This window comes from Lentzea tibetensis, from assembly GCF_007845675.1.
Taxonomy (GTDB): Bacteria; Actinomycetota; Actinomycetes; order Mycobacteriales; family Pseudonocardiaceae; genus Lentzea; species Lentzea tibetensis.
In genome coordinates this window covers 21,031-46,827 of sequence record NZ_VOBR01000027.1, presented here as the reverse complement: position 1 = coordinate 46,827, position 25,797 = coordinate 21,031, and the positions used below count along the sequence as shown (strand labels likewise).

Sequence of the window (25,797 nt, the reverse complement as noted above, 5' to 3'; positions counted from 1 at the left end):
GCGCGACCACGTCCGCGAGACCTTCTCCGGTTCACCTATTCCTGGTGAGAAGCGCCACCGGATACACCTCGAGCAGGTGAGACAGCTCCGCGACGGCCGGACGGCCTGTCAAGACGTCCGTCCACTCACCCGGTGGCAACGGCAGCACGGAGTCCCGCCAGCCGGAGTGCGAGAGCCCCATCGGCAACCGCGTCGCGACCGTCACGACGTCGCCCCGCTGGAACGCGAGCACGTGCGCCGCGGACGGGCCCTCGGCGAACATCGGCCGGTACCCGGACAACGACGCGCGCACCGACAGCGCCCGCTGCACGACGAGCAGCTTCGCGGCACCGGTCGAGTCGACCTCCGGCAGCCAGCCGGACTCGATGCGCCCCAGCAGTTCCGAGCGCAGCTCGTAGTCGACCGGGCGGCGGTTGTCCGGGTCGACGAGCGAGAAGTCCCACAGCTCGGTGCCCTGGTACACGTCCGGCACACCGGGCGCGGTGAGCTGGACCAGCTTCTGCCCCAACGAGTTCGACCACCCGGCAGGCGTGATCCGGTCGACGAACGCGCTGATCTCCTGCACCACAGCGGAATCCGCGAGCAGGTCGACGGGCCACGCCTGGACCACCTCGTCGAACCGCTCGTTGCGGTCGACCCACGACGTCGCGATCTTGGCTTCGCGCGAGGCCTTCTCGAGGTAGCGCTCCAGCCGTTCGGCGCTGATCGGCCACGCGCCGAGCAGCGACTGCCACGCCAGCTCGTTCAGCGTCGGCTCGGGCAGGCCGTGCTTCTCGCTCCACCGCCACTCGGCGGCCCGGTAGTCCTCGGGGATCTCCGCGAGCACGGCCAGCCGCGCCCGGACGTCCTCGGAACGCTTGGTGTCGTGCGTCGACAGGGTCGTCATCGAACGCGGGAACGCGGACTCGCGGTGCGCCGCGCGGTAGTGGAACTCGTCGACGGACACGCCGAACCGGTCCGGTGCGCCGCCGACCTCGTTGAGCGCCACGAAGTTCGTGTACCGGTAGAACGCGGTGTCCTCGGTGCCCTTCGCGACGACCATGCCGGACGTCTGCTGGAACCGGGTGGCCAGCTCGCCGTGCGGATCCGCCCGCACCTGCTCGTCCAGCGCGCGCACGGCCGGGCTCGACGACCGCGCGACGGCCTGCTCCCAGTGGCTCCAGCCCTCCGGCAGGTACGACCGGTAGACCGGGAAGTTGACCATCACCTCGGCGACGGCGACGCACGCCTCGGTGTGGTCGACGTCCTTGACCAGCCTGGCGATCCGGCCCACCTCGGCGGCCAGGATCGTGTTCGCGACGAGTTCGCGGCTGTCGTGCTCGACGGTGTGGAAATCACCCCGAAAGTACGATTCCGCGGCCCGGTCGATGAACACGCCGCAGATCTCGCGCAGCGCGTCGTAGCCCGTGGTGCCGTCGACCGGCCAGCTCTGCGGCAGCTCCTCGTCCGGCCCGAGGATCTTCTCGACGACGATCCACGCGCCGGTGCGCTCGCGCAGCCTGCGGAAGTAGCCGCCGGGGTCGGCGAGCCCGTCCGGGTGGTCGACGCGCAGGCCGTCCGCCTGCCACGACAGCACCTCGTCGTGCGTCGCGTCGAACACCTCCTGCTCCTCGACGCGCAGCGCGGCGAGCTCGGTGATGTCGAAGAACCTGCGGTAGTTCAGCTCGGTGTTGCCGCGCCGCCAGTCGACCTTGCGGTAGTGCTCGTGCTCCTCGTCGGCCGCGTCCTCCGGCAGCACCGGCAGCAGCACCTTGCCCTCGGACCAGTCGATGTCGAAGAACGCGGCGTACTGCGACTTCCGGCCGTGCGCGAGGACGTCGTCCCACCACGGGTTCGGCACGGCCATGTGGTTCGGCACGATGTCGACGACGAGGCCCATTCCCCTGCGCCGCAGCTCTTCCTGGAGAACAGCCCGGCCCTGGTCGCCGCCGAGCTCCTGCCGTGCGCGGGTCGGGTCGACCACGTCGTAGCCGTGCGTCGACCCCTCCCGCGCGTCGAGCATCGGCGACGCGTAGAGCGCGCCGACGCCGAGCCTGCGCAGGTAGTTGAGCACCCGGACGCCGTCGTGGAACGTGAAGCCCGGCGTGAACTGCACGCGGTAGGTCGAGTGCATCAGCCGACCCGCTGGAGGACGACGAGCGACCTGGCGACGAGCGTGATGTGCCCGGACGCGGCGACCGGCTTGCCGCCGTCACCGACCTGCCCGGTCGCCGTGTCGACCACGACCGTCCACTCCGGACCGTAGCTCTCGTCCGGCAGCGTGACCTGGATGTCCTCGTGGTGCGCGTTGAACGCCATCAGGAACGAGTCGTCGAGCACCCGCATGCCGCGCGGGTCGAGGTCCGGGATGCCCTCACCGTTGAGGAAGACGACGACGCAGCGGCCGAAGTCGTTGCCCCAGTGCTGCTCGGTCATCTCCTCGCCCGCTGGCGTGAACCACGCGATGTCGCGCAGCCCCTCGTCGCCCGTGCGGATGGGCTTGCCGTGGAAGAACCTGCGCCGCCGGAACACCGGGTGCGCCTTGCGGAACGCCATCAGCGCGGAGGTGAACTCGACCAGGTCGCGGTTGGTCCCGGCGAGCGACCAGTCGACCCAGGAGACCTCGTTGTCCTGGCAGTAGGCGTTGTTGTTGCCCTGCTGGGTGCGGCCGAACTCGTCGCCGTGCAGCAGCATCGGTGTGCCCTGCGACAGCAGGACCGTGGCGAGCATGTTGCGGCGCTGCCGCGCGCGCAGCTCCAGCACCTCGGGGTCGTCGGTCGCGCCTTCGGCCCCGCAGTTCCACGACCGGTTGTCGTCGTGGCCGTCGTTGCCGTCCTCGCCGTTGGCCTCGTTGTGCTTGTCGTTGTACGACACCAGGTCGTTGAGCGTGAACCCGTCGTGCGCGGTGACGAAGTTGATCGACGCGTACGGCCTGCGCCCGTCGTCCTGGTAGAGGTCGGACGAGCCGGTGATGCGGGACGCGAACTCGCCGAGCGTGGCCGCCTCGCCGCGCCAGAAGTCGCGCACGGTGTCGCGGTACTTGCCGTTCCACTCCGTCCACAGTGGAGGGAAGTTGCCAACCTGGTAGCCACCGGGACCGACGTCCCACGGCTCCGCGATCAGCTTCACCTGCGACACCACCGGGTCCTGCTGGACGAGGTCGAAGAACGTGGCCAGCTTGTCGACGTCGTAGAACTCGCGGGCCAGTGCGGACGCGAGGTCGAAGCGGAAGCCGTCGACGCGCATCTCGGTGACCCAGTAGCGCAGCGAGTCCATGATCAGCTGCAGGGTGTGCGGGCTGCGCACGTTCAGCGAGTTACCGGTGCCCGTGTAGTCCATGTAGAACTGCTGGTCGTCGTCGACCAGCCGGTAGTACGCCTGGTTGTCGATGCCGCGCATGGACAGCGTGGGCCCGAGGTGGTTGCCCTCGGCGGTGTGGTTGTAGACCACGTCGAGGATGACCTCGATGTTCGCCTCGTGCAGGGCCTTCACCATGCCCTTGAACTCCTGCACCTGGTTCGCCTGCTCCGGCATCGCGGCGTAACCGTCGTGCGGCGCGAAGTAACCGATGGTGTTGTAGCCCCAGTAGTTGCTCAGCCTGCGCTCGGACAGCGCGTGGTCGGTGACGAACTGGTGCACCGGCATGAGCTCGATGGCCGTGACACCGAGGTACTGCAGGTGCTCGATCACGGCGGGGTGCGCGATGCCCGCGTAGGTGCCGCGCAGCCGCGGCGGCACCTCGGGGTGGTCGATCGTGAGGCCCTTGACGTGGGCCTCGTAGATCACGCTCTCGTTGTACGGCGTCTTCGGCGGGCGGTCGTTGGACCAGTCGAAGAACGGGCTCACCACGACCGACTTCGGCACGTGAGCGGCCGAGTCCTCGTCGTTGCGCTCCTCCGGGTTGCCGAACTTGTAGCCGAAGAGCGACTCGTCCCACGCGATGCCGTTGCTGATGGCCTTGGCGTACGGGTCGATGAGCAGCTTGTTGGGGTTGCACCGCAGGCCGCGCTCGGGGTCGTGCGGGCCGTGGACCCGGTAGCCGTACTTCTGACCTGATCCGATGCCCAGCAGGTAGCCGTGGTGGACGAAGCCGTCCACCTCCGGCAGCCTGATCCTGGTCTCACCCCCGTCGTCGTCGAAGAGGCAGAGTTCCACGTACTCCGCGACCTCGGAGAACAGGGTGAAGTTGGTGCCGACGCCGTCGTACGTGGCGCCCAACGGGTAAGGCGTTCCGGGCCAGGGCCGCACAATGCTCCTCACAGGATGTGTGGGTACACGACCCTAGTACCCCGTCACGCGTGCGGCGTCACATCCTCTCGTGGGCCAGCACCAGTTGACCGCGCGCCGCCGTCAGCAGCGTGCGCGCTTCCTGGATCTCGCAGTACTTGAGGTGTTCGCACGCCGCCTCGGCACACGCGAGTGCCTGCAGCAGCGCCAGGTTGTCCGTGCTCGGGCGGGCGTCCCGCAGAGCGTCGCGCAGGGACTCCTCCGCGCGCCGTGCCCCGATCACCGGGTCGCCGAGTGCGGCGGGCCGCACCGCGGCCAGCACCTGCTCGACGGCCAGTTCCAGCACGTCAGTCCGATTCTGCGTGCTCACGGCAGAACTCATCGAAAACGCCACCTCCAAAGTCTCCGCCGGGTGACGGAATTACAGTACTCCGCAGGGCCATCGCCTGCAGTAACGTGCATGTTTCGTCTCATTCGGCCCTCACCCGCAGTGGACGTATCACGTCGCGGACGCGGGAGAAGAACTCTTCCAGCGGTACCGGGAGCGGGATGCGCCAGTTCGGGTGCTCGTCGATCGTGCCGGGCACGTTCGGCTGCCTGGTCTCGCGCAGCGCGTCCTGCGGCGAGGTCAGCACGAGCGCGCACGGCGCCTGCGCCAGCAACGCGTGCGCACCGGCCACCTCGTCGCCCGCGTCGAGCCCTTCGGCGCGCATGAGATCCGCGAACTCGGGGTGCTCGGCGAGGTAGGTGGCCGCCGTCGGCAGGTCGTGCGTCGAGATGCTGGCCATCGCCCCTGCGCTCCACTGCCTCGGCGGGATGAGCGGGTGGCCGGGCGCGTCCCAGTCGCGCTGGAACCACAGCACGGCCGAGGTCAGCATCCCGTTCTCCTGCAACGTCTTGGTGACCACGGGCTCGACGGTGCCCAAATCCTCGCCGACGACCACGGCTCCGGCGCGGTGCGCTTCGAGCGCGAGCACGCCGAGCATCGCGTCCGCGTCGTAGTGCACGTAGGTGCCGCGGCCCGGCGGCTCGCCCTCCGGGATCCACCACAGCCGCCACAGCCCGGCGACGTGGTCGATGCGGATGCCGTCGCCGTGCCGCAGGACGCTGCGCAGCACCTGGCGGAACGGCTCGTAGCCGGTCTCGGCGAGCTTGTCCGGCCGCCACGGCGGGAGGTTCCAGTCCTGGCCGTCGCGGCTGAACGCGTCCGGCGGCGCGCCGACCGTGGCGTTCGCGTAGACGTCCCGATCGGCCCACGTGTCCGCGCCGCCGGGGTGCACGCCGACCGGCAGGTCGTGGATGACGCCGACCGCCATGCCCGCCTCGTGCGCGGCGAGCCGGACCTCGTCCAGCTGGGCCGTGCAGAGGTGCTGGAGCCACGCGTGGAAGCGGATTCTTTCCTCGGGCGCGTCAGCGGTTTCCGGATTCTGCTGCTTTTCCGGCCATTCCCGCCAGTCCGGCCCTTCGGTTTCCGCGATCGCGCAGAACGTGGCGAAAGTTCGGAGGTCTTCGTCCATCTCCTGCGGCTCGTCGCGCCACAGCAGTTCGAAGGCTTTTCGCTTGGCGTCCCAGATCTCGTCGTAGTCGATGAGCTCCCGGTTCTCCGGTTTGAGCTCGCGGACTTTCCGGCGCGTTTCCCCGTCGGCCACGAGATAGGCCGCCGTGTCCACGACACGCAGGTACAACGGGTTCGCGTACCGGCGGCTGCTCGGCGAGTACGGCGAGCGCTCGACCGGGTGCGTCGGGCTGATGGCCTGCACCGGGTTCACCAGCAGCACGCCGGCGTCCAGCTCCAGACTGGATCTCCTGGCGATCGTCGCGAGGTCGCCGAAGTCGCCCATTCCCCATGATTCATCGGATCTCGCGGCGTAGAGCTGCAGCATCCAGCCCCACGCCCTCGGCACCTCGGGCAGCTTGCGGGGTGCGACGGCGAGCGTGATCTGCTGGCTCGCGGTGGTGATCCGGTGCCAGCCGAGCGGCAGGTCGGCGGGCAGGTGCCGGTCCGCGGCCAGCTCGGTGCCGTCCTCGAGGTGGATCGTCGCCGGTCCCCTGAGGTCCGCGGTCTCGCCTTCGCGGAGCACGATCGTGTGCGGCAGCTCGGGTTTCGGATCATTCGCGTGGAGCTGGCCGAGGATCGCTCGCACGACGTCCTCGTCGACCTCGACGCGACGCTGGTCGGAGTTCTCGTAATGAGTGGCGACGCCATGTTCGTCTGCCAGGCGGCGCAGCTGCTCATCCACGGTTAAAGCTATGTCACAGCTCGGTGCGCATAGCCAGAGCAAATGGTCCCTGGTCACCCGGATGGGGCAGGTTCTAAGGGAGTGCGACGACGGCGTCGACCTCGATGAGGAATTCCGGCCCGAACAACGCCGCCACCTGGATCAGCGTGCTCGCCGGGTTGTGCGCGTCGCCCAGTGCCGGCCGGATCAGCTCGTCGCGCACGTCGCGGACGGTCTGCACCTCGGACACGTCGAGCATGTACCAGGTGAAGCGGATGACGTCCGACCAGTCCGCGCCCAGCTCCGTGATGATCGCGTGCAGGTTGCTCAGCGCCTGCCGCGTCTGCGCGCCGAGGTCGTCAGCGCCGACGACCTTGCCGGCCTTGTCGATCGCCACCTGGCCGGACACGAACGCCAGGCGTCCGGACACGGTCACCGCGTGGGCGTAGCCGGGCGACGGGGGCAGTGCGGAGACGTCGGTCAGACGCTGTTCGATGGGCACTACCGAACCCTAGTGGTCGAGTTCCTGACGATCAGCCGCAGCGGTTGGTCCGCCGGTGTGACCTCACCGCCGCGGATCAACGTCAGCAGGTCGGCCACCGCGTGCTCGCCCTGCTCGCGGAACGCGCCCTCGACGGCGGTGAGCCCGACGACGCGGGTGATCTCCTGCCCGTCGAGGCTCACGATCGACACGTCCTCGGGCACCGACCGCCCGTCGCGCTGCACGCGCAGGAAGATCCCGACGGCCGCGGCACCGCTGGAGCTGATCACCGCGGTCGGCATGCGCGGCCCGTCGAGCAGCACCTCGACGACCTGCTCGCCGCCGTCAACCGTCGGCGAGCACCAGACCGTCCACTCGGGAGGGACGTCCAGGCCGGCCTGGACGAGGATCTCGTCGTACGACTCGTCGACGCCGTCGGCCAGCACGAGCGCGATGTCCCGGTGCCCGAGCGCGATCAGGTGCTCCGCGGCCACCCGCACCGAGTCGCGCAGGTCGTTGTCGTCGATGGCGATGGTCGGCACGGCGAGCTCGGCCAGCCCCGCGGACTCGGCCTCGGTGAGGTTCATGGACAACAGCAGCACGCCGTCGACCCGCCTGCCGAGCGGGTTCTCGTCGAAGAACCGCTGCCGCGACGTGGAATCACCGAGCACGTAGAGCAGCACGTCGTACCCCGCCTGCCGCAGCGCTCCCTCCGCACCCGCGAGTAGGGGACTCACCGTCGAGGTCAGGACGGCGATGGCGTACCGTCGGCCGCCCGCAAGGCTCGACGCGTCGCGAGCGATCGCGTACTTCATGCGTCTGGCGACGTCGCTGACGTGCTGGCGGGTCGCCTCGGAGACCCCCGGCTCACCGCGCAGCGCGCGCGATACCGTCGCAGCCGACACCCCCGCGGCCTTCGCCACATCGGACATGCTGGTCACGGCCCGAGCGTATTGGAGATCCATGAAGCCCGGCGACCTCGCCCCCGACTTCACCCTGCCCGACCAGCACAACCAGCTGAGCTCGCTCGGCGAGCTGCTGAGCGGCGGACCGGTCGTCCTGTTCTTCTACCCGGCCGCGATGACCGGCGGCTGCACCGCCGAGACCTGCCACTTCCGCGACCTCGCCGCCGAGTTCAGGGCCGCGGGCGCGCAGCGGGTCGGCATCAGCCGCGACTCGGTCGGCCGCCAGCACCGCTTCGCCGACACCTACGACGTCGGCTTCCCGTTGCTGTCGGACACCGACGGCCTGGTCGCCGAGCAGTTCGGCGTGAAGCGCCGGTTCGGGCCGTTGCCCGTCAAGCGGCACACGTTCGTGATCGACCGGGACCGGACCGTGCTCGAGGTCATCAAGTCCGAGTTCAACATGAACGCGCACGCGGACAAGGCGCTCGAAGCACTCCGCGCGCACGCCTCGAAGTAACCGCTGGAACGCCTCGGTCGCAACGTCCGCCGCGTTGCCGACCGTCAGGCGGTCGCCCGGTTGTGCAGAGCGGCCAGCACGAAGTCCGCGATCTCCTCGCCCAGCTGCGTCGGCGACTTCGGACCGTCCGGCCGGTACCACGTGGGCAGCTGGTTGACGACGCCCAGCGCGATCAGCACGGCGGTCTCGGCGGGCACGACGTCGCTGAACTGACCACGCGCCTGCGCCTTCTCGATCACCGCGCGGAACGTCTCGTGGAATCGCCGACGCTCGGCACGGAACTCGGTCATCCGGTCCGCGTCGAGGCGGTGCATCTCGCGCACGAACACCGCGGTCTCGTCGACCCGGCCCGCGGTCGTCTCGACGAGGCCTACGAGGATCGACCGGACCGTGGCGGCCGGGTCGGCCTCCTCGGACACGATCCGGTCCATGTCGGCCATCTGCTCGTTGATCAGCGACCGGTAGATCTCGAACAGCAGGTCGTCCTTGGCGCCGAAGTAGTGGTACAGCGCGCCCTTCGTGACCTCGGCCGCGTCGACGATCTCCTGCACGGTCGTCGCGTCGAAGCCCTTGGCCGCGAACAGCCTGACCGCCGCGTCCATGATCCGCTGCTCGGTCCTGCTGAGCTCGCCCACTCCCCCTCGGCGCGCCACGTCAGGCCCCCGGCGCCAGCGCGCGCACCAGGTCGAACTGGTCCGCGCCGGTCGGCAGCAGCGCGATGATCGGCGTGTCGACGCCGTTCGCCTGGTACTTCGCGACCTGCGCGCGGCAGTGGTCGACGCTGCCGTGGATGATCAGCTGGTCGACGACCTCGTCCGGCACGGCCTTGTTCGCGCCCTTGCGGTCGCCCGCGGCCCACGCCTCCTGCATCGGCCGCATGGCCTCGCCGCGGCCGAGCCACTCGTGGAACGCCGCGTAGGCGGGCACCGTCATGTACGAGCTGATCAGCATCCGACCGAGCGCGCGTGCCGCGTCCGTGTCCTCGGTCGGGCAGACGAAGATCCGGGCCGCCAGCTCGGCCTCGCCGCCCAGCTCCTCGCGCACCTTCGGCACGTCGTCCGCGCCGAGCCAGTTGGTGATCGCGCCGTCGGCCTCGCGCGCGGCCAGGCGGAGCATGTTCGGCCGCAGCGCGGCGAGCATGATCGGCACCTTCTGCGCGGGCGCGTTCTCCAGCTTGAAGCCGCTGACCGAGAACGTGTCGTACTCGTGCGTCACCTTCTCGCCCGCGAGCGCGGCCTTCAGGAAGCGCAGGGTGTCGCGCGTGCGCTTGAACGGCTCCTCGAACGGGATCGCGTTCCACTTCTGCACGATCGCGGGCGACGACGAGCCGATGCCGAGCACGAACCGGCCGTGCGACACCTCGGCGAGCGTCGCGGTCTGCATCGCCAGCGTGGCCGGTCCGCGCGTGTAGACCGGCGCGATGGCCGTGCCGAGCCGCAGGTCGGTCCACTGCGACGCGAGCGCGAGCGGCGTGAAGGCGTCGTGGCCCGCCGTCTCGGCCGACCAGATGTCGGTGTACCCGAGCCCGGCCAGCTCCTCGACCAGCGCGCGGTGCTCCAGAACCGACGTGCCGACCAGCGGCATCGTGATGCCCCAACGACCCATGAAACGCCTCCAAGTCCAAGACTTGGGCCACACCCTACCCGAATACCGACCAGTCGGTATGCAGGCTTAGCTCTTTCGAGTCAGGGAACGTCGACCAGGATGGCGGCGAACACGCGACGCACCTGCGCGCGGTAGCGCCGCTCGCAGCAGGGACCGCGGCTCACCAGGAAGAACTCGTCGAACAGGTCCCGCTCGTGGTCCGTCGGCGGCGCGTGCACGTCACGCCCAGAGCCGCGCAGCAGCGACGGCCCGCCCGGCACGAGCTTGCGCACCACGGCCTGGTGAGCGAGCAGGTTCCGCCTGCTGGCGGCGGTCAGCGGCGCGGCGCGCTCCCGGCCGAGCGCTGCTCGCGCGGTGCGCAGGAGCGCCGGAATCGGCTCGTAGTCCCGTGCCCAGCGGCCGCTGAACGCCGGGTGCGCGGCCGTCATCAGCGGCCGGATCGCCTCTTCGTAGACCTCGCGGGTGCAGCTGCCCGAGTACTCCAGCATGCTCGAGTACGTGTCGTAGCCGAGCACCGCGCAGCGAACGTCGTTGCGCCGCAACGCGTCCGCGAGGAACCGCCACGCCAGGAACGCGCCGTGATGCCCGAGCACCCACCGGTGGACGGCGCGCGCGACGGGGTCAGCCGGCGGCGGGCCGACCGGTTCTCGAAGGTCGCAGCACCCGCGACAGGGTGAGGTGGCAGCGGGCAGGCAGAGCACCGGGAGGTCCACTGAGGACCTTCGGCGCATCCGAAGCGCTTGTGCGGTCATCTTCTGGTGTTCAGCCCCTTGGCGTCACCCGCGATTCACTGACGGTCCGGCCGCGCACGCGCTTTCGCCACTGAGCAGCCTCCGAAGGATCTTGCCGGACACCGACCGGGGTACGTGTGTGACGAACTCGACGGCCCGCACCTTCTTGTAGGGAGCGATTCTCGCCGCTACCCACGAGATCAGCTCGTCGGCGTCGAGCGGTCCGCTGAGCACCACGAACGCCTTGGGCACCTCGCCTGCCACCGCGTCGGGCACCCCGACGACGGCGGCGTCCGCGACGAGCTCGTGCGTGCGCAGCAACGCCTCGAGCTCGGCGGGCGCGACCTGGTAGCCCTTGTACTTGATCATCTCCTTGATGCGGTCCAGCACGTGGAACCGGCCTGCCTCGTCGACCGACATCAGGTCGCCGGTGCTCAGCCAGCCGTCGCCGAGCGCCGCGGCCGTCGCCTCGTCCTCACCGACGTAGCCCGCCATGACCTGCGGTCCCCTGATCAGCAGCTCACCGGGCCGACCGGGCGCGACGTCGATCCGCGTGCCCGGCTCGACCAGGCGCGCCTCGGTGCCGGGCGACAGCGTGCCGACGGCGCGCGCGTCGCCCGCCGCGAAGTCGTCGTCGAACGTCTGGTGCGTGCCGCCCGCTTCGGTCAGCCCGTAGCCCTGCCGGATGGGGCAGCCGAGCACGAGCTCGGCACGCGCGCGCTGCTCGTCGTCGAGCGGCGCGGCGCCGCACACGGCGTAGCGCAGCGCGGGGAGGTCGGGGGTCTCGCCGGACGACGCGAGCGCGGCGACCATCGGCGGTACGAGGTACGCGCGCGTCACGCCGTGCCGCCGGAGCAGGCCGAGGTAGCCGGTGGCGTCGAACCTGGGCATCGCGACCACGGTCGCGCCCGCGAGCAGCCCGGAGTTCAGGACGATCGAGAAGCCGAAGACGTGGAAGAACGGGAGCACGGCCGCCAGCACGTCGTGCTCGGTGAGGCGCCAGCCCGCCCTGGTCTGCTCCAGGTTCGCGACGAGGCCGCGGTGCGTGTGCCGCACGGCCTTGGTGACGCCGGTGGTGCCGCTGGAGAAGAGGATCGCGGCGGCCGTCGTGGCGGGGTCGCGGCGCGGCAGCGGCGCCCGACCGTCTGGGAGGTCCTCGAGCGGGAGCACCGGGAAGCCCGTCGCGCGGACGGCGCCCGCCGACTGGCGGGAGCAGATCGCGACGGTCGCGCGCGAGATCGTCAACAGGTGCCCGATCTCGGCCGGGGTGAGCGCCGGGTTGACGAGGGCGACGGTCGCTCCCGCCGCGGTGATGGCGTGCAGCGCGACCGCGAACAGGGGTTGGTTGTGGCTGACCAGCGCGACCACGTCACCTGACCGTACGCCGAGCCGCACGAGCCCGGCAGCGGCCAGTTCGACCCGCCGCGCCAGCTCGCCGTAGGTGATGAGGTCACCGGTGAGCCCGTCGACGACGGCGGGCCGGTCCGCTCGGGCGGCGGCGCCTGCCAGCACGTGCTCGGTGAGCGTGCGATCGGGGATCGGCACCGGCGGCAGCGGGCTGCGGAAGATCACGTGACACCACCCGTTCCGCGCCAGGGTTCACCTGGGCGCGGAACGGGAGGCTAAGTCAAGGTGATCGGTCACCGCTGTGGCCGAAAGGCCACATCACAGGGAGACGCCGCGCTCCGCGAGCCAGCCGACGGGGTTGATCTTCTGCGAGCCGCCGACCCAGACCTCGAAGTGCAGGTGCGGACCGGTGGACTGGCCGCGGTTGCCCATCGTGGCGATCTGGTCGCCCGCGCGGACCTTGGTGCCCTTCTGGGCGGTGATGGTGTCGACGTGGCCGTAGACGGTGATCGTGCCGTCGTCGTGCTGCACGCGGACCCACAGGCCGAAGCCGCTGGCGGGGCCGGCCTCGACGACGACGCCGTTCATCGCGGACAGGATCGGCGTGCCGATGGCGTTCGCGATGTCCACGCCGTTGTGCGAGGTGCCCCAGCGGGCACCGAACCCGGACGTGAACGTGCCCTGGGTGGGCTTCACGCACTTGGGGCGCTTGGCCTCGGCCTCAGCGGCCAGCCGGGCCTGCTCCTTGCGGATGGCCTCCTGCCGGACGTTGTAGCCGTCCTGCGCGGTCTGGAGCGCCTGGCGCACGTGGTACTGCGCCTGGATCTGCTCCGCCTGGAGCAGCTTGACGGTCTCGCTGCCGGGGTTGATGGCGTGGACCGTGCGGATCGGGCCGCCGTCCTGCACCTGCTGCGTCGCGACGAGCGCGGCGGCGAGATCGGTGCTGCCTGCCATCGGGACGATGTCGCGGCCCTGGGGACCACCGGTCGCGTTGGCGATGCCCGCAACTCCTGCGAGTGCGCCTGCCGCGACCACGATTGCCGCCGCCTTCGTGCGGACGACCTGTCTTTCACCCTCCGTGCGGTGCCGAGCCAATGTAGTGCCTCCATGCATCGGGGAGTCCGGTCAGGACGTCGGCGGGGGATCCGACTTGGTGCCGCTTCGGGGCGCGACTCCGTGTCCTCTTCGAGACCGAACCGTGACATGCGGCAGGGAACGTAACCCGATGTGATGGCGAAAGACAAACCCAACAGGGCGTTTGGGTGACTAAGCCCACGTTCGACTACACAGCGTATCGAGACGTGCTGGCCCAAAAATAACAACGGCCGGACCATTGCTGGCCCGGCCGTTGTTGCTGGTCAGTAGCTTTATCGTGAAAGATTCACCGGTAGCGCGTCGCCTGCGGAAGCGGTGCCGGCGGCAACCCCTTGCTGTCGTGGATCGCCTTCATCGCGTTGAACCACGTCGGCGCCGCGACCTGGCCGCCGAACACACCGCTGGCGTTGCCGCAGAGGCGGATCGGGTTGGGGCAGATCGCCTGCGGGTTGTTGCCGTCCGCGTAGGTCATCACGGCGCCCGCGTACTGCGGCGTCGCGGCCAGGAACGCGACCGAGTGGTGGTTCTCCGTGGTGCCGGTCTTGCCCATCGCCGGCCGGGTCCAGCCCGCGTTGCGCGCCGCGTCGGCCGCCGTGCCGCTGATGGTGTCCTTGCTCATGCCCTGCACCATCGCGTGGGCGAGGTCGGGGTTGACCGCCTCCTCGCACGGCTGCTCCTTGAGCGCGATCTCCTTGCCGTCGCGGTCGAGCACCTTCTCCACCGGCGTCGGCGGGCACCAGCGGCCGTCGCTCATCAGCGTGGCCGCCACGTTCGACAGCTCGAGGATGCTGGTCGCGCCCGGTCCGAGGGTGAACGAGCCCATGTTGCCCTGCTTGAACTGGTCGCCCTGCGAGGGACCGTTCGACTTGTCCGCCTTGAGCGGCTCGCCGCCGAGGTTGACGCCCTGGAGCGTCTCCCGCATGCCCAGCTTGTAGGCCATGTCGACGACGTTGTTCAGGCCGGCCTTCTCGGACAGGATGATGAACCCGGTGTTCGGCGAGCTCGCGAGCGCCTCGGTAAGCGTCATCTTGTCCTTGTAGTCACCGGCGTTCTTGACGGTGTAGCCCTTGTTGCCGTCGCGGTAGACCCTGGACGTGTAGACCTTCGGGACGTCGATGGTCTTGTCGATGCCGGCGACGCCCTTGTCCAGCGCGGCCGCCGCGGTGAACACCTTGGCGATCGAGCCGGCGCCGAACGGGACGACCTCGGCCGGGATGGGCCGCGCGGTCTGGCCGAGCTCGGCGTTGTTGCCGAAGTCCCGGTTCGCGACCAGCGCGCGCACCCGGTGCTTGTCCTGGCCGGGCGCGACGATCGACATGGCGTTCGCGACGCCGTTGGTGGTCTTGGCGACCTGCTGCTCGGCCGACGCCTTCGCGGCCTTCGTGGCGTCCGGGTCCATCGTCGTGTGGATCGTGAGGCCGCCGCGCTGCAGCTGCTTCTTCGTGATGCCGGACTTCTGCAGGTACTCGAGGAGGTACTCGCAGAAGAAGCCGTAGATCGGGCCGTCACCGGCGCCGACGCAGCCCTTGGGCAGGATCTGCAGGTCCGGCACGACGCCGAGCGGCGCGGCCTTGTACTCCTCGGCCTTCTTCTTCGCCTCTTCGGCGTCGTCGCCGAACGCGCGGTTGTCCTTCATCCGGTCGATCACCAGGTTGCGGCGCTCCAGCGCCTTGTCCGGGTTCGTGCCGGGGTTGAGCGAGCTGGGCCGGTTCGCGATGGCGGCGAGCAGCGCGGCCTGCGGCACGGTCAGCTTGTCCGCGGTGGTGCCGAAGTACGCCTTGGCCGCCGCACCGACGCCGTAGGTCTGGTTGCCGAGCGGCACGATGTTGAGGTATCCGGCGAGGATCTCGTCCTTCTTCATCTGCTGCTCGACCTGGAGCGCGACCCGCGCCTCCCGCATCTTGCGGCCGATGGTCGCCTCGGTGGCCTTCTCCCACGCGGCGGACTCGTCGTCCGCGCCGAGCACGAAGGCCATGTAGTTCTTGACGTACTGCTGCGTCAGCGTCGAGGCGCCCTGGCTGGTCTCGCCCTCCACACCGGCCTTGGCGGCGGCGCGCATGACGCCCTGCCAGTCGACGCCCTGGTGGTCGTAGAATCGCTTGTCCTCGATCGCGATGATCGCCGCCTTCATCGTGTCGGCGATCTGGTTGGGCTCCAACGGAATCCGGTACTGGTCGTACAGGTAGGCGATCGGCGCGCCGTTCATGTCGAGGATGGTCGTGACGAGCGGCAGCTCGCCCTTGGCCAACTCACCCGACGTCTGGTCGACGGTGTCGGCCGCCCGGTTCGACGCGAGCCCGAGCCCGCCCACGACGGGGAACATCATGGCGGCGAGCAGCACACCCGCCGTCAGGCACAACCCCACCAACTTGACCAGACCTGACGCACGCGCGGCGAACACGAGAAACCGCCACTCCTTCCAACCCCTGAGATCCCCTGCATGATTAGTCGCGCGAGACCCCTGCGAGGTTGCTTCCGCTGATCGACTGATTTCAACCTACCGGAGTATCCGCAGCCCGATGGTCGGACTGGCCCTTCTCACCTCCACCCCGGCGTGGTGCGGCAACACGTCGTCCAGGAACCCGTACTTGGCGAGCTCGTCGTCCTGCCGCCTGCTGACCGTTCGCCACCACACCGCGATGTCCCCCCAGCCCGGCGCGCTCAAGCTTCCGCCGAAGTGCTGCACCGACAACGCCGCGCACAGGTTCGCGAACCGCACCCGGTGCTCCAACGGCCACCCGGCGAGAGTGCCCATGACGAACCCCGCCCCAAACACGTCCCCCGCCCCAGTCGCATCGAGCTGAGCGACGTTGAGCCCCGGCACGTCCACCACTTCGTTCGTGGTCTGGTCGACGGCCACCGCTCCCCCGCCCCCTCGGGTGACCACCACGACCGGCACGTGCTCGGCCAGCTGCTTGGCCGCTTTCTCCGGCGTGTCCGTGCGCGTGTACAACTGCGCCTCAGCGTGGTTGGGCAGGAACACGTCATACCCGTCGAGCCGTTTCAGCAGCTCAGGCGCCCACGCCTCGGTCCGATCCCACCCGATGTCGGCGAACAGCAACGCCCCGTTCCGCTTGGCCGTCCGCACCCACTCGTCCGGCTCCGGCTCGACGTGGACGAAGCAAGCCTTCGTCTTGGGCGGCGGCTTGAGCAGATCGTCAGCGGTGATCGGCGCCTGATGGCCGTGAGTGACCATGCTCCGGTCCCTGTCCATGGCCATCGAGACCGTCACCGGGGAATGCCACCCGTAGAACCGGCGGCAGTAACTGAGGTCCACACCCTCTTGGTCGGCCAGTACGTCCCAGCAGAAGTCCCCGTAAGCGTCTTCACCGAAGGCGGCGGCCAGCGCGGTGCGGAGCTCGAGCCGCCTCAGCGCGACCGCGAGGTTGGCTATTCCGCCAGGACATGAGCCCAGGCCCTCGGCCCAGACCTCTGTGCCTGCTGCCGGGGGCCGCGGGAGGCCCGTGAAGATGATGTCCAGGAACACCGTCCCGGATAGCAGCACGTCGAAGTCCGCTGGCTCCGTCATGGCCACACTTTGCCAGGCTGAGGGGTGGTCAGCCTGGTAGTGACGGGGTGTGGCACCGGGCACGTTTCGCCGGGTATGGGGTATCTGCCTCGCCCCGGCTGCCGCTCACTCCGCTCAACCCGGCTTCCGCGCGCGCTCCCGCAGGCGTCCTCCGCACATGAGAACCCCCGAATCGATGCTCCCAGCCAGCACCGACAATCCCCGGCCCCGCCGACGCACCAACCACGAAACCGGGGTGCGACAGGCTGCACTTTCTGCGGCACGGCGGACACCCCCGCGAGCGAAGCGGAGCCAGCACACCGAGCAACGCGCCACGGACCAGCAGAAACGAAGGCGAGCCACACACCGCCGGCAGAAGCGCAGCGAGCACCAGCCCCACCGGCAGAAGCGTGGCAGGCCCGGAAGGCAGCCATGCTCACGCAGGCGTCCCCGCCCGCGAGAACCCCCGAATCGATGCTCCCAGCCAGCACCGACAATCCCGGCCGCGCAGACGCGGCGCCGCACGACTCAGGGTTGCGGAAGCCCGCGACTTCTGCGGCGCGGCGGACACCCGGCGAGCGAGGCGAAGCCAGCACGCCAGGCGACCCACCGCGACCGGCAGGCACCAAGAGAGCACAGCCCAACCGGCGGATGCCAAGGGAGCACCGCCTATACCGGCAGGTATCAAGAGAGCGCCGCCCAAACCGGCGGGTACCAAGGGAGCACCGCCGAAACCGGCACGTACCAAGAGAGCCCGACGAAACCGGCAGATACCAAAAGATAAGGAGCGCCCGCCGCACTGCCAACCCCCGCATTGCCGAACGGGCGCGGCCCCCGAGCACAAACCGGCAGCCAAATGATCAGAACAAACTTTCCCGGAGGGCAGGGGGTGGGGAGGTCCTCGCTGATCAGGCGCAGCCTTGCCATATTTTCAGGTCGGGGTCAAGACGTCTTTTTGTCTTGACCCCGACCTGAAAATATGGCGACCGTGAGGTGATCAGCGAGGACCTCCCCACCCCACACCGCGAAAACCCAAGCCCGAAAACCCAAGCCCGAAACCCAACACCCAACAGCTCAGGACTCCTCAGCCAACATCTCCCGCATCTTGGCCAACGCCCGATGCTGAGCAACCCGCACAGCCCCAGGAGTGGAGTGCACAGCAAGCGCAGTCTCCTCAGCCGACAACCCAACGGCGACCCGCAACACCAGGATCTCCCGCTGCCGATTCGGCAACTTGTGGAGCAACCGAACAACCTGCTGCAACATCTCACCGTTCATGGCCCGCTGCTCAGGCCCGTCCTCCAAGGCAGGACAGTCGGGCAACTCGGGCATGACCTCGGCACGAGACCGAACAGCGCGCCGCCGAGCGTCGGCGACCTTGTGAGCGGCGATGCCGTACACGAACGCGAGGAACGACTGGGGCTCGTAGCGGTACTTGGCCAGCGCGCCGAGCACGGCGAGGCAGACCTCTTGGGCGATGTCCTCGGCCGAGACCAGGGTGCGTTCCCGTGACCCGACGCGTGCGCGGCAGTAGCGCACGATCAGGGGTTGGATTCGCGCCAGCAGGTGCTCGACCGCGCGTCTGTCCCCGTCGAGGGCGGCGTCGACGAGATCGGTGAACTCGGCCTCCGCCAGCCACTGGTTGGAGACCACCGGCCGAACCCGCCTGCGCATGGGAACAGTAGGGACATCGAGGACTCCGACACCGCCACCGGTTCGCACGGCTGTGGGTTGGACCATCCCGGCGACCTCCTCACCATCAGCGTCACGTTGGGCTTCACTGGAGAAGAGGCCGCAGCGAGCCATCTGATACCGCTACCTGACAAGAGGACCACGAACCTCCCGGACGTGGGGCGATCGGCACCCGTCCGGGCTAAGACGTGCTCCCAACGGCCTAGTCACTTGACGATTGCGAACTGGCGTACGCCCAGATAGCCGACTCGGAACCCGGCTTCGGAGTAGGCCAGGTAGAACTCCCACATGCGGCGGAAGGTGTCGTCGAAGCCCAGCGAGGCGATCTCGTCCCATCGCCCGAGGAAGGTCGACCGCCACCGTCGCAGGGTCTCGGCGTAGTCCTGGCCGAACTCGCGAGACGAAGAAATTCGCAGCGATGTGGAATGAACGTTCTGTTCGATCGCGCGGACGGACGGGATCAGGCCGCCCGGGAAGATGTACTTGTGGATCCAGGTGTAGCTGGACGCGCTGGCGAGCATGCGGTCGTGCGGCATGGTGATCGCCTGGAGGCCGACGCGGCCGCCCGGTTCCAGCACGCGGTGCAGCATCGAGAAGTACGCGGGCCAGTACTCGCGGCCGACGGCCTCGATCATCTCCACGCTCACCACGGCGTCGTACACACCGCGTTCCTCGCGGTAGTCGCGCAGCTCCACGGAGACCCGGTCGGACAGGCCGGCCGCGTGGATCCGCTCCTGGGCGAGCTTGCGCTGCTCCGCTGAGATGGTCAGCGAGGTGACAGTGGCGCCGCGCTGAGCGGCCCGGATCGCGAGCGCTCCCCAGCCCGTGCCGATCTCCAGCACCCGAGACCCCGCCCGGACGCCCGCGTAGTCCAGCACGCCGTCGATCTTGCGCAGCTGAGCCGAGCGGAGATCCATGACGCCGTCGAACCAGGCGGACGAGTAGGTCATGGTCTCGTCGAGGAACGACGCGAACAGCTCGTTCGACAGGTCGTAGTGCCGCTGGATGTTGCTGCGCGAGCCGGTCACGTCGTTGCGGTCGGTCGACGGGTGCCTGCGGTCGACCCAGCGGCGCAGCAGTTGCAGCTTCGGCGGCACCAGCGTCGTCAGCCGCGCGGCGAACGCGGACAGCACGTCGGCCAGTTCGGACGACGACCAGTCGCCGACCATGTACGCCTCGCCGAAGCCGATCTTGGCGTCGGCACCGAGGCGGTGGAAGAACGCGGCCGGGCGGTGCAGGTGCATGATCGGGCCACCGGCGCCCATTCTCCGCCCGTCCGGCAGCACGATCGACACCGGCAGGGTGCGCACAGCCTTGCGGAACAGCGATGCGGCGATGCGGGCCCGCATCGGCGAGCGCGGCGCGGCGTGCAGCCCAGGCCAGATCCCCTGGTTGGGAACGGGAAGCGAGAGCGTACTCACTGACTACTCCTCGACGTGATCGGCAGGCGCCTCAGGAACAGCGCGATGCCGTGACGGCGGATCAACGCGGACACGCGGTGGGTCATCAACGGCATGCGCACGAGCAGGCGCACCAGTTCGCGCGGGGTGGCCGGCCGGCCGGTCCCCCGCATGCTCGCACTGAAGGGCGTCTTTCCGTTCTGGCGCAACGCGATGGTCACGGAAAGTTGGTTTCCCGGCTTCGGCAGTCTCATCACGTAGTGACCGCCGAGATCGAGGAACGGCGAGACGTAGAACGCCTTGTCCACTCGGGCTCGTCCGGAGTCGTCCGGGTGCAGCAGGTAGCTGTGCCGCTCGCCGTAGGTGTTGTGCACCTCGGCGACCACGCACGCCAGCGCGCCGGACGCGTCGTGGCACCAGTAGACGGTGATCGGGTTGAACACGTGGCCGAGCACGCGGGCGTTGGCGAGCATCAGCACCTGCCCGCCACCCAGGTCGATGCCGTGACCTCGCAGCCACTCGTCCAGGTTCTCCCGGATGGACCGCGACGGCGAGCCGAAGTGATCGCGCGAGTCGAAGCGGGCGAACGGCCTGAGCCACCACGGCAACCGCGGCAGCCGGTCCAGGTCGACCAGCCACAGGTACGCCCGATGGCTGAACGCGCGATCGATGCGCTCCCGCCTGGCGTGGCTGATCTCCACGTCGTAGAGCATTTCGGGCCGCATCACCAGGAGACTCCGAAGTGCTGCGCGGCGCGCACTCCTGATGCGCAGCCGTCCTCGTGGAACCCCCACCCGTGGTAGGCACCGGCGAACGCGGTCGAGGACGACAACAGCGAGGGCAGTCGCCGTTGTGCCGCAACGGATTCCGGCGTGTAGACGGGATGCTCGTAGACCATCGTGGCGAGCGTGCGCTCCGCCGGCACTTCGTGCGCGTTCAGCGTGACGACGTAGTCGAGCGGCTCGGTGAGCCGCATCAGCCGGTTCATGTCGTAGCTGACGAGCACCGGCCCGTTGTCGCCGCACCCGCGCTTCAGCAGGTTCCACGACGCCCGCGCACCGGCCGCGCGCGGCAGGACGGACGGGTCGGTGTGCAGCCGGGTCTCGTTGCGGGAGTAGCGGAACGCGCTGAGCACGTCCTTCTCCTCCGGCGTCGGATCGGCCAGCATCCGCAGCGCCTGGTCGGGGTGCGTCGCGATGACGACCTTGTCCACCACGTGCACCTGGCCGGCGTCGTCACGCAGCTCGACGGAGTCGGCACCACGCGACACCGACCGGATCGGCGTCGACACGTGCACCGCGGTCAGGTTCTTCACCGCGCGCTCGACGTACGAGCGACTGCCCCCGACGACGGTCTTCCACTGCGGCGTGCCACCGATCGACAGCATGCCGTGGTTGGCGAGGAACTCGAACAGGTAGCGCGCCGGGTACTGCCCGCTCAGCTCGGCGCCGGACGACCACACGGCGCTCACCACCGGGATGATGAAGTGGTCGACGAAGTACCGCGAGTACCCGCCGATCGCGAGGAACGCGCCGAGCGTGGCGTCGTGCGCACCGGGCTGCTCCAGCACCCGCCGCGCGTGCCGGTGGAACCGGGTGACCTCGGCGAGCATCCGCAGGTAGCGCGGGTTGGCCGCGTTGGCGGGCCGGGCGAACAGACCGGCCAGCTTCCGCGCACCCGCGTACTCGAGCCCGCACCCGTCGCAGCGCACGCTCATCGACATCTCGGAGTCCTGAGTGGACACCCCCAGCTCGCGGAACAGTCTGATCAGGTTCGGGTACGTCCGTTCGTTGTGGACGATGAACCCGCTGTCGACGTTGACCACGCCGCCGTCCGCGGTGGGCAGCTCGTGGGTGTGCGCGTGGCCGCCGAGCCGGTCGTCGGACTCGAACAGCGTGACGGCGTACTGGCGTTGCAGCAGGTAGGCGGCGGTGAGCCCGGCGACTCCGCTGCCGATCACGGCGACCCTGCGATCAGACACGTGCTCCTCCGAGTGGGACGTCGAGTCCGTGAGGGGAGGCCTCACGCATGGCGTTCGCGATGTCCGGTGCGACCGGTTCGAACCCCAGCTCGCCCCACACGAAGTCCCTGACCAACCGCGTCCAGTCACCCGCGCGCCTGAGCATCGCGTGCCCGTCGCCCCGCACGGAGAACCGCGCGGTCCGCTCGGTGACCTGCTTCGCCCGCGTCGCGTACCGATAGGACAGTGCGGGGTCGGTCGTCCGCTCCTGGTCGCCGTGGGCGATGAGCAGCGAGCGACCGGCGAGCTGCTCGTACGGCTCACCGTGCTCGATCCACGGCGCCAACGCACACACAGCCGTCACCTGCGGATGGGCCGCGACGCGCAACGCGGTGCGCGCGCCCATCGAGTGCCCGACGAGCACGACGGGCTTGCCGGGGTGCTGCTCGGCGATCCGGTCGAGCGCCCACTCGGCGTCGCGCACCGGGTCCAGGTCGGGCGCGTTCCAGCCGCGCTTGCGGTAGCGCGTGACCCGCACCTCGAGGCCGGGTCTGCGCAGCGCCTTCGCCAGCGGAACCATCCGCAGGTACGCGAGGTTGGTCCGGCGCACGGGCGCGTGACCGACCTGGCGACCGCCGTGGAGCACGAGCACGACTGCCTTCGTATCGGCCTGTGGTGTCAGCACGTCGACGCGAGGATGCACGCCAGATATTCGTGCGGGGAAAGCGCGGGGATCAACGGTGCGACGCAGATCACACTCACGCGGACCGCCCGGCACATAGTTGACCAATCGCGCGGGTTGTCCGTGCCTTACCGGCGCGTACTGCTCCGTCCGGGCAGACACGCAGTCGTCGTGTAAGGAACCGATGCCCGATGGCGAAGTACGACCAAAGCCATCAAGGCTGGAGGTCTCGTGAACGCGTCGTCGACCAGGATTGCAGGCTGGAGTCTCTTCGTATCGATACTCGCGCTCGCGGTCGCAGCGATCCAGCCGGGCAAGGAGTTCTACAGCAAACTGACCGCGGCATCGGCGTCGATATCGACCCCGAAATCGGACGAAGTGCTGGTCGGCCCGGACCACAAGATCGGTGGACGCGCCAGGGACATTCCCCTGGGGAGCGACTTGTGGGTGGTCGTCCGCACCACGGGTATCGGTGATTGGTATCCGTCGGAACGTGTTGCCCTGCCGTCACCTGACGGCGGCGACTGGAGTTCTGAGTTCTCGCTCGGCGGACCGGGCAAGTACCAGATATTCGTCTACCTGGCGGACAGCCAAGCGTCGGGTGTCCTGACTGAGGCGCTCAACAAGATGCAGCAGAACGGTTTCACCAGTGGAATCGTGAGTCTGCCTGCCGGCGTGACGGTGAAAGCCACCGTCACTGTCACACGATCATCCTGATTGACGCGGCCGTTCACTTGGGTCCGGACCTCAACCTCCGGGTGGCACCGGAGGCGATGCCCCTTCGTCGCGACCGGCCACTACTGTTCGAGTGTGATCGAACAGCTCAGCATCACCACCGAAGCCGGATCGTTCGACGCCATCGCGAGCGGACCCGAGGACGGGCGGCCCGTGCTGCTGCTGCACGGTTTCCCCGAGGCCGCGCTCGCCTGGGAGCACCAGGTCGGCGTGCTGGGCTCGAACGGCTACCGCGCGGTCGCGTTCGACCAGCGCGGCTACTCCCCCGGCGTGCGCCCGGAGCACGCGGCCGAGTACGGCGTGACGCAGCTCGTGCAGGACGTGCTGGACGTCGCGGACCAGCTCGGCTGGGGCGAGTTCGACCTCGTCGGCCACGACTGGGGTGGCGCGGTCGCGTGGTGGACCGCGATCGACCACCCGGACCGGCTGCGCACGCTCGCGGTGCTGTCGACGCCGCACCCTGGGGCACTGAAGAACGCCCTGCAGACGGACGAGGACCAGCAGCTGCGTTCCCGCTACATGACGGAGTGGCGCGAGAAGAGCACCGAGCGCCGGATGCTGGAGAACAACGCGCACGCGCTGCGGCAGATGTTCGAGTGGCGGGTCAGGCAGTCGCACGTCGACGAGTACGTCCAGCGGCTGCAGGAGCCGGGCGCGCTGACGGCCGCGCTCAACTGGTACCGCGCGGGCAAGCCGGGCGGCGTCGCGGACAAGGTCACCGTCAAGACCATGTACGTCTGGTCGACCGAGGACGTCGTGTTCGGCTCGACGGCCGCGTTCGACACCGAGAACTGGGTCACCGGGCCCTACCGGTTCGAGATGATCGAAGACGTCACACATTGGATCCCTGAAGAGGTTCCAGAGGCAACGAGCACCCTTTTGCTCGAACATCTCGCCTAGACATCGGAGCTTTGCGCCTGGTTAGGTCTGTGGTGCCGCCGCCTTGGGCAGATCCCCGAGAGGAGCACCATGACCACGTCCAGGCGCGACTTCGTCAAGCTCGGAGCCGTCGCGGGAGGTGTCGCACTGGGTCTCGGAGCGACCGGCACGGCGCACGCCGGCGTCGAGCGCGAGATCGAGGCCAAGGAGCGCACCGACTGGTCGGTCGCGGTGGTCGAGTCGACCATGAAGCGGTACACGCCCGAGACGTTCGGCGGGTGGGGCTACACCCGAGGCCTGTTCCTGTACGGCCAGTACCTGGTCTACAAGCGCACCGGCAACAAGGCGTACCTCGACTACGTCAAGGCCTGGTACGACCGGTTCGTCAAGCCGGACGGCACGATGGACCGCTCGTTCACCAACCTCGACGCGATGCGCTCGGGGCAGATGTTCCCGATCCTGCACTCCGAGACCGGTGACGCCCGCTACCGCACGGCGAGCCAGCAGATCCGCGCGAAGCTGAACACCTACAAGCGGACCAAGGAGGGCGGGTTCTGGCACGCCGAGTCCGGCACCCGCGACTGGCAACTGTGGTCGGACGGCGTCTACATGGTGGTGCCGTTCATCATGAAGCACGGCGTCGCGTTCGGTGAGCAGCACTGGGCGTACACCGAGGCGGTCCGGCAGCTCCTCGTCTACGCGCGCAACCTGCAGAACCCCAACGGCCTGTTCCACCACGCATTCGACGAGTCGCGTCAGACGCCGTGGTCGGACAAGCAGACCGGCCGGTCCGCGTACTTCTGGGGCCGCGCGATGGGCTGGTACGCGATGACGGTCATCGAAGTGCTGGAGGACCTGCCCGGCCACCACCCGGACCGGCAGAAGCTGATCGACGTGCTGCGCAGGCTCGTGCGCGGGATCGCGCAGCACCAGGACGCCTCGACCGGCCGCTGGTTCCAGGTCGTCGACAAGGGCGGCGACTCGGCCAACTGGACCGAGACGTCGTGCACGTCGATGTACGCGTTCGCGATCTCGCGCGGCATCCAGCGCGGCTACCTCTCGCCGTCCTACAACGGCGTGGCGCGCAAGGGGTACGCGGGCGTGCTGGACCGGATGTCGCTCGACGGTGAGGGGCTGACCAGCCTCGCCGAGATCTGCATCGGCACCAACGTGGGCGATCTGCCGTTCTACTACGAGCGCCCGCGCGCGGTGAACGACTTCCACGGGCTCGGCGCGTTCCTGATCATGAACGAGCAGCTCCGCGCCCGGAACGGGTTCGTGGGATAGGTTGCGAACCATGCGCGTGGCCGGCCTCCTGCTCGCCGCGGGGGCCGGCCGCCGGTTCGGCACTCCGAAGGCTTTGGTGTCCCACAACGGTTCCCTCTTCGTCGAGTCGGCCGCGAGAACACTCGTCCGAGCCGGACTGGAGCCGGTGGTCGTGGTGCTCGGCGCGGCCGCGGACGAGGTGCGCGCCCGAGCCGCGCTGGACGGCGTGACGCTCGTCGACAACCCGGACTGGGCGAGCGGCATGGGTTCGTCGCTGCGGGTCGGGCTGCGCGCGGTCGGCGCGGCGGACGCGGTGGTCGTGCTGCCGGTCGACACACCGGGCGTCACGGCCGAGGCGATCACCCGGCTCGCGGAGCTGGCGGCGCCGGACGCACTGGCCCGTGCGACCTACGACGGCGAGCCCGGTCATCCGGTCCTCATCGGACGGGGCCACTTCGCGGGAGTCATGGCGTCCGCGGCCGGCGATCAGGGCGCACGCGAGTACCTGCGCGGAAGCGGCGGGGGCGCCCCGACCCCCCCGGGCGGGGGGGGGGGGCGCGGCCGCGGGG

General features: G+C 69.3%; 23 protein-coding genes. 5 read left to right on the top strand and 18 right to left on the bottom strand.

The genetic code is table 11. The features are described from left to right. Positions 1-31 precede the first annotated feature (31 nt). From treY to FKR81_RS32915, 6 genes are all read right to left on the bottom strand, one after another. Positions 32-2,113: a malto-oligosyltrehalose synthase gene (gene treY / locus FKR81_RS32940; protein ID WP_146358063.1), complete on the bottom strand. Its 2,082-nt coding sequence runs from the start codon at positions 2,111-2,113 to the stop codon at positions 32-34. Next, positions 2,113-4,227, bottom strand: coding sequence for a glycogen debranching protein GlgX (gene glgX / locus FKR81_RS32935; RefSeq protein WP_146358061.1), 2,115 nt, complete (start codon positions 4,225-4,227; stop codon positions 2,113-2,115). The genes treY and glgX overlap by 1 nt, the downstream gene beginning before the upstream one ends. 58 nt (positions 4,228-4,285) lie before the next feature. Continuing rightward, the gene (locus tag FKR81_RS32930; RefSeq protein ID WP_146358059.1) at positions 4,286-4,576 is read right to left on the bottom strand and encodes a hypothetical protein; all 291 of its coding nucleotides are present in this window, start codon (positions 4,574-4,576) and stop codon (positions 4,286-4,288) included. A gap of 100 nt (positions 4,577-4,676) precedes the next feature. Beyond that, a complete protein-coding gene (locus tag FKR81_RS32925; RefSeq protein ID WP_146358058.1) occupies positions 4,677-6,446 on the bottom strand; it encodes a 4-alpha-glucanotransferase in 1,770 nt (589 codons plus the stop codon). A 73-nt stretch (positions 6,447-6,519) separates the two neighbouring features. After that, positions 6,520-6,927: a RidA family protein gene (locus FKR81_RS32920; RefSeq protein ID WP_146358056.1), complete on the bottom strand. Its 408-nt coding sequence runs from the start codon at positions 6,925-6,927 to the stop codon at positions 6,520-6,522. After that, on the bottom strand, positions 6,927-7,838 hold the full coding sequence (locus FKR81_RS32915) for a LacI family DNA-binding transcriptional regulator (protein WP_146358198.1): 912 nt from the start codon (positions 7,836-7,838) through the stop codon (positions 6,927-6,929). The genes FKR81_RS32920 and FKR81_RS32915 overlap by 1 nt, the downstream gene beginning before the upstream one ends. Before the next feature lie 31 nt (positions 7,839-7,869). On the opposite strand from FKR81_RS32915, the gene FKR81_RS32910 reads away from it, so the two are divergent. After that, positions 7,870-8,328 carry a peroxiredoxin gene (locus FKR81_RS32910; protein WP_146358054.1) on the top strand — a complete coding sequence of 153 codons (459 nt, stop codon included), beginning with the start codon at positions 7,870-7,872 and terminating at the stop codon, positions 8,326-8,328. Positions 8,329-8,372: 44 nt separating this feature from the next. Here FKR81_RS32910 and FKR81_RS32905 read toward each other — a convergent pair whose 3' ends face one another. The 12 genes from FKR81_RS32905 to FKR81_RS32850 all read right to left on the bottom strand — a co-directional run bounded on the left by FKR81_RS32905 (position 8,373) and on the right by FKR81_RS32850 (position 22,318). Continuing rightward, on the bottom strand, positions 8,373-8,981 hold the full coding sequence (locus FKR81_RS32905) for a TetR/AcrR family transcriptional regulator (RefSeq protein WP_146358052.1): 609 nt from the start codon (positions 8,979-8,981) through the stop codon (positions 8,373-8,375). 1 nt (position 8,982) lies between these two features. Then, a complete protein-coding gene (locus FKR81_RS32900) occupies positions 8,983-9,933 on the bottom strand; it encodes an LLM class F420-dependent oxidoreductase (RefSeq protein ID WP_146358050.1) in 951 nt (316 codons plus the stop codon). Between the two features lie 80 nt (positions 9,934-10,013). Continuing rightward, positions 10,014-10,646, bottom strand: coding sequence for an L-tyrosine 3-hydroxylase (locus FKR81_RS32895; protein WP_146358048.1), 633 nt, complete (start codon positions 10,644-10,646; stop codon positions 10,014-10,016). Between the two features lie 63 nt (positions 10,647-10,709). Next, positions 10,710-12,236, bottom strand: coding sequence for an AMP-binding protein (locus FKR81_RS32890; RefSeq protein WP_146358047.1), 1,527 nt, complete (start codon positions 12,234-12,236; stop codon positions 10,710-10,712). Positions 12,237-12,329: 93 nt separating this feature from the next. Then, on the bottom strand, positions 12,330-13,106 hold the full coding sequence (locus FKR81_RS32885; protein ID WP_235921902.1) for a M23 family metallopeptidase: 777 nt from the start codon (positions 13,104-13,106) through the stop codon (positions 12,330-12,332). A gap of 286 nt (positions 13,107-13,392) precedes the next feature. Further along, the gene (locus FKR81_RS32880) at positions 13,393-15,507 is read right to left on the bottom strand and encodes a transglycosylase domain-containing protein (RefSeq protein WP_235921900.1); all 2,115 of its coding nucleotides are present in this window, start codon (positions 15,505-15,507) and stop codon (positions 13,393-13,395) included. A gap of 96 nt (positions 15,508-15,603) precedes the next feature. Then, the gene (locus FKR81_RS32875; protein ID WP_146358043.1) at positions 15,604-16,635 is read right to left on the bottom strand and encodes a carbohydrate kinase family protein; all 1,032 of its coding nucleotides are present in this window, start codon (positions 16,633-16,635) and stop codon (positions 15,604-15,606) included. Between the two features lie 1,053 nt (positions 16,636-17,688). Beyond that, a complete protein-coding gene (shbA, locus tag FKR81_RS32870) occupies positions 17,689-18,288 on the bottom strand; it encodes an RNA polymerase sigma factor ShbA (RefSeq protein WP_146358041.1) in 600 nt (199 codons plus the stop codon). 224 nt (positions 18,289-18,512) lie between these two features. Then, complete coding sequence (locus FKR81_RS32865; protein ID WP_235921899.1) at positions 18,513-19,727, bottom strand: SAM-dependent methyltransferase; 1,215 nt, start codon at positions 19,725-19,727, stop codon at positions 18,513-18,515. Then, a complete protein-coding gene (locus FKR81_RS32860) occupies positions 19,724-20,431 on the bottom strand; it encodes a DUF1365 domain-containing protein (RefSeq protein ID WP_146358195.1) in 708 nt (235 codons plus the stop codon). Before FKR81_RS32860 ends, FKR81_RS32865 begins: the two co-directional genes overlap by 4 nt. After that, positions 20,431-21,687 carry an NAD(P)/FAD-dependent oxidoreductase gene (locus FKR81_RS32855; protein ID WP_146358039.1) on the bottom strand — a complete coding sequence of 419 codons (1,257 nt, stop codon included), beginning with the start codon at positions 21,685-21,687 and terminating at the stop codon, positions 20,431-20,433. The genes FKR81_RS32860 and FKR81_RS32855 overlap by 1 nt, the downstream gene beginning before the upstream one ends. Next, positions 21,680-22,318, bottom strand: a complete 639-nt coding sequence (locus FKR81_RS32850; protein ID WP_235921898.1) for an alpha/beta hydrolase — start codon at positions 22,316-22,318, stop codon at positions 21,680-21,682. Before FKR81_RS32850 ends, FKR81_RS32855 begins: the two co-directional genes overlap by 8 nt. Positions 22,319-22,579: 261 nt before the next feature. On the opposite strand from FKR81_RS32850, the gene FKR81_RS32845 reads away from it, so the two are divergent. The 4 genes from FKR81_RS32845 to FKR81_RS32830 all read left to right on the top strand — a co-directional run. Next, positions 22,580-23,065 carry a hypothetical protein gene (locus tag FKR81_RS32845; protein ID WP_146358037.1) on the top strand — a complete coding sequence of 162 codons (486 nt, stop codon included), beginning with the start codon at positions 22,580-22,582 and terminating at the stop codon, positions 23,063-23,065. A gap of 93 nt (positions 23,066-23,158) precedes the next feature. Next, the gene (locus FKR81_RS32840) at positions 23,159-23,983 is read left to right on the top strand and encodes an alpha/beta fold hydrolase (RefSeq protein WP_146358035.1); all 825 of its coding nucleotides are present in this window, start codon (positions 23,159-23,161) and stop codon (positions 23,981-23,983) included. 69 nt (positions 23,984-24,052) lie between these two features. Continuing rightward, on the top strand, positions 24,053-25,249 hold the full coding sequence (locus tag FKR81_RS32835; protein WP_146358033.1) for a glycoside hydrolase family 88/105 protein: 1,197 nt from the start codon (positions 24,053-24,055) through the stop codon (positions 25,247-25,249). 10 nt (positions 25,250-25,259) lie between these two features. Continuing rightward, positions 25,260-25,797, top strand: a 538-nt coding sequence (locus FKR81_RS32830) for a nucleotidyltransferase family protein (RefSeq protein WP_146358193.1), incomplete at its 3' end; no start/stop codon positions are given.

Excerpts from the sequence above, each read along its gene's own strand:
- FKR81_RS32900 (WP_146358050.1), bottom strand. The coding sequence starts at position 9,933 with ATGGGTCGTTGGGGCATCACGATGCCGCTGGTCGGCACGTCGGTTCTG.
- treY (WP_146358063.1), bottom strand. The coding sequence starts at position 2,113 with ATGCACTCGACCTACCGCGTGCAGTTCACGCCGGGCTTCACGTTCCAC.
- shbA (WP_146358041.1), bottom strand. The coding sequence starts at position 18,288 with ATGCGCAGGCGGGTTCGGCCGGTGGTCTCCAACCAGTGGCTGGCGGAG.
- FKR81_RS32860 (WP_146358195.1), bottom strand. The coding sequence starts at position 20,431 with ATGCGGCCCGAAATGCTCTACGACGTGGAGATCAGCCACGCCAGGCGG.
- FKR81_RS32915 (WP_146358198.1), bottom strand. The coding sequence starts at position 7,838 with ATGTCCGATGTGGCGAAGGCCGCGGGGGTGTCGGCTGCGACGGTATCG.
- FKR81_RS32835 (WP_146358033.1), top strand. The coding sequence starts at position 24,053 with ATGACCACGTCCAGGCGCGACTTCGTCAAGCTCGGAGCCGTCGCGGGA.
- FKR81_RS32875 (WP_146358043.1), bottom strand. The coding sequence starts at position 16,635 with ATGACGGAGCCAGCGGACTTCGACGTGCTGCTATCCGGGACGGTGTTC.
- FKR81_RS32910 (WP_146358054.1), top strand. The coding sequence starts at position 7,870 with ATGAAGCCCGGCGACCTCGCCCCCGACTTCACCCTGCCCGACCAGCAC.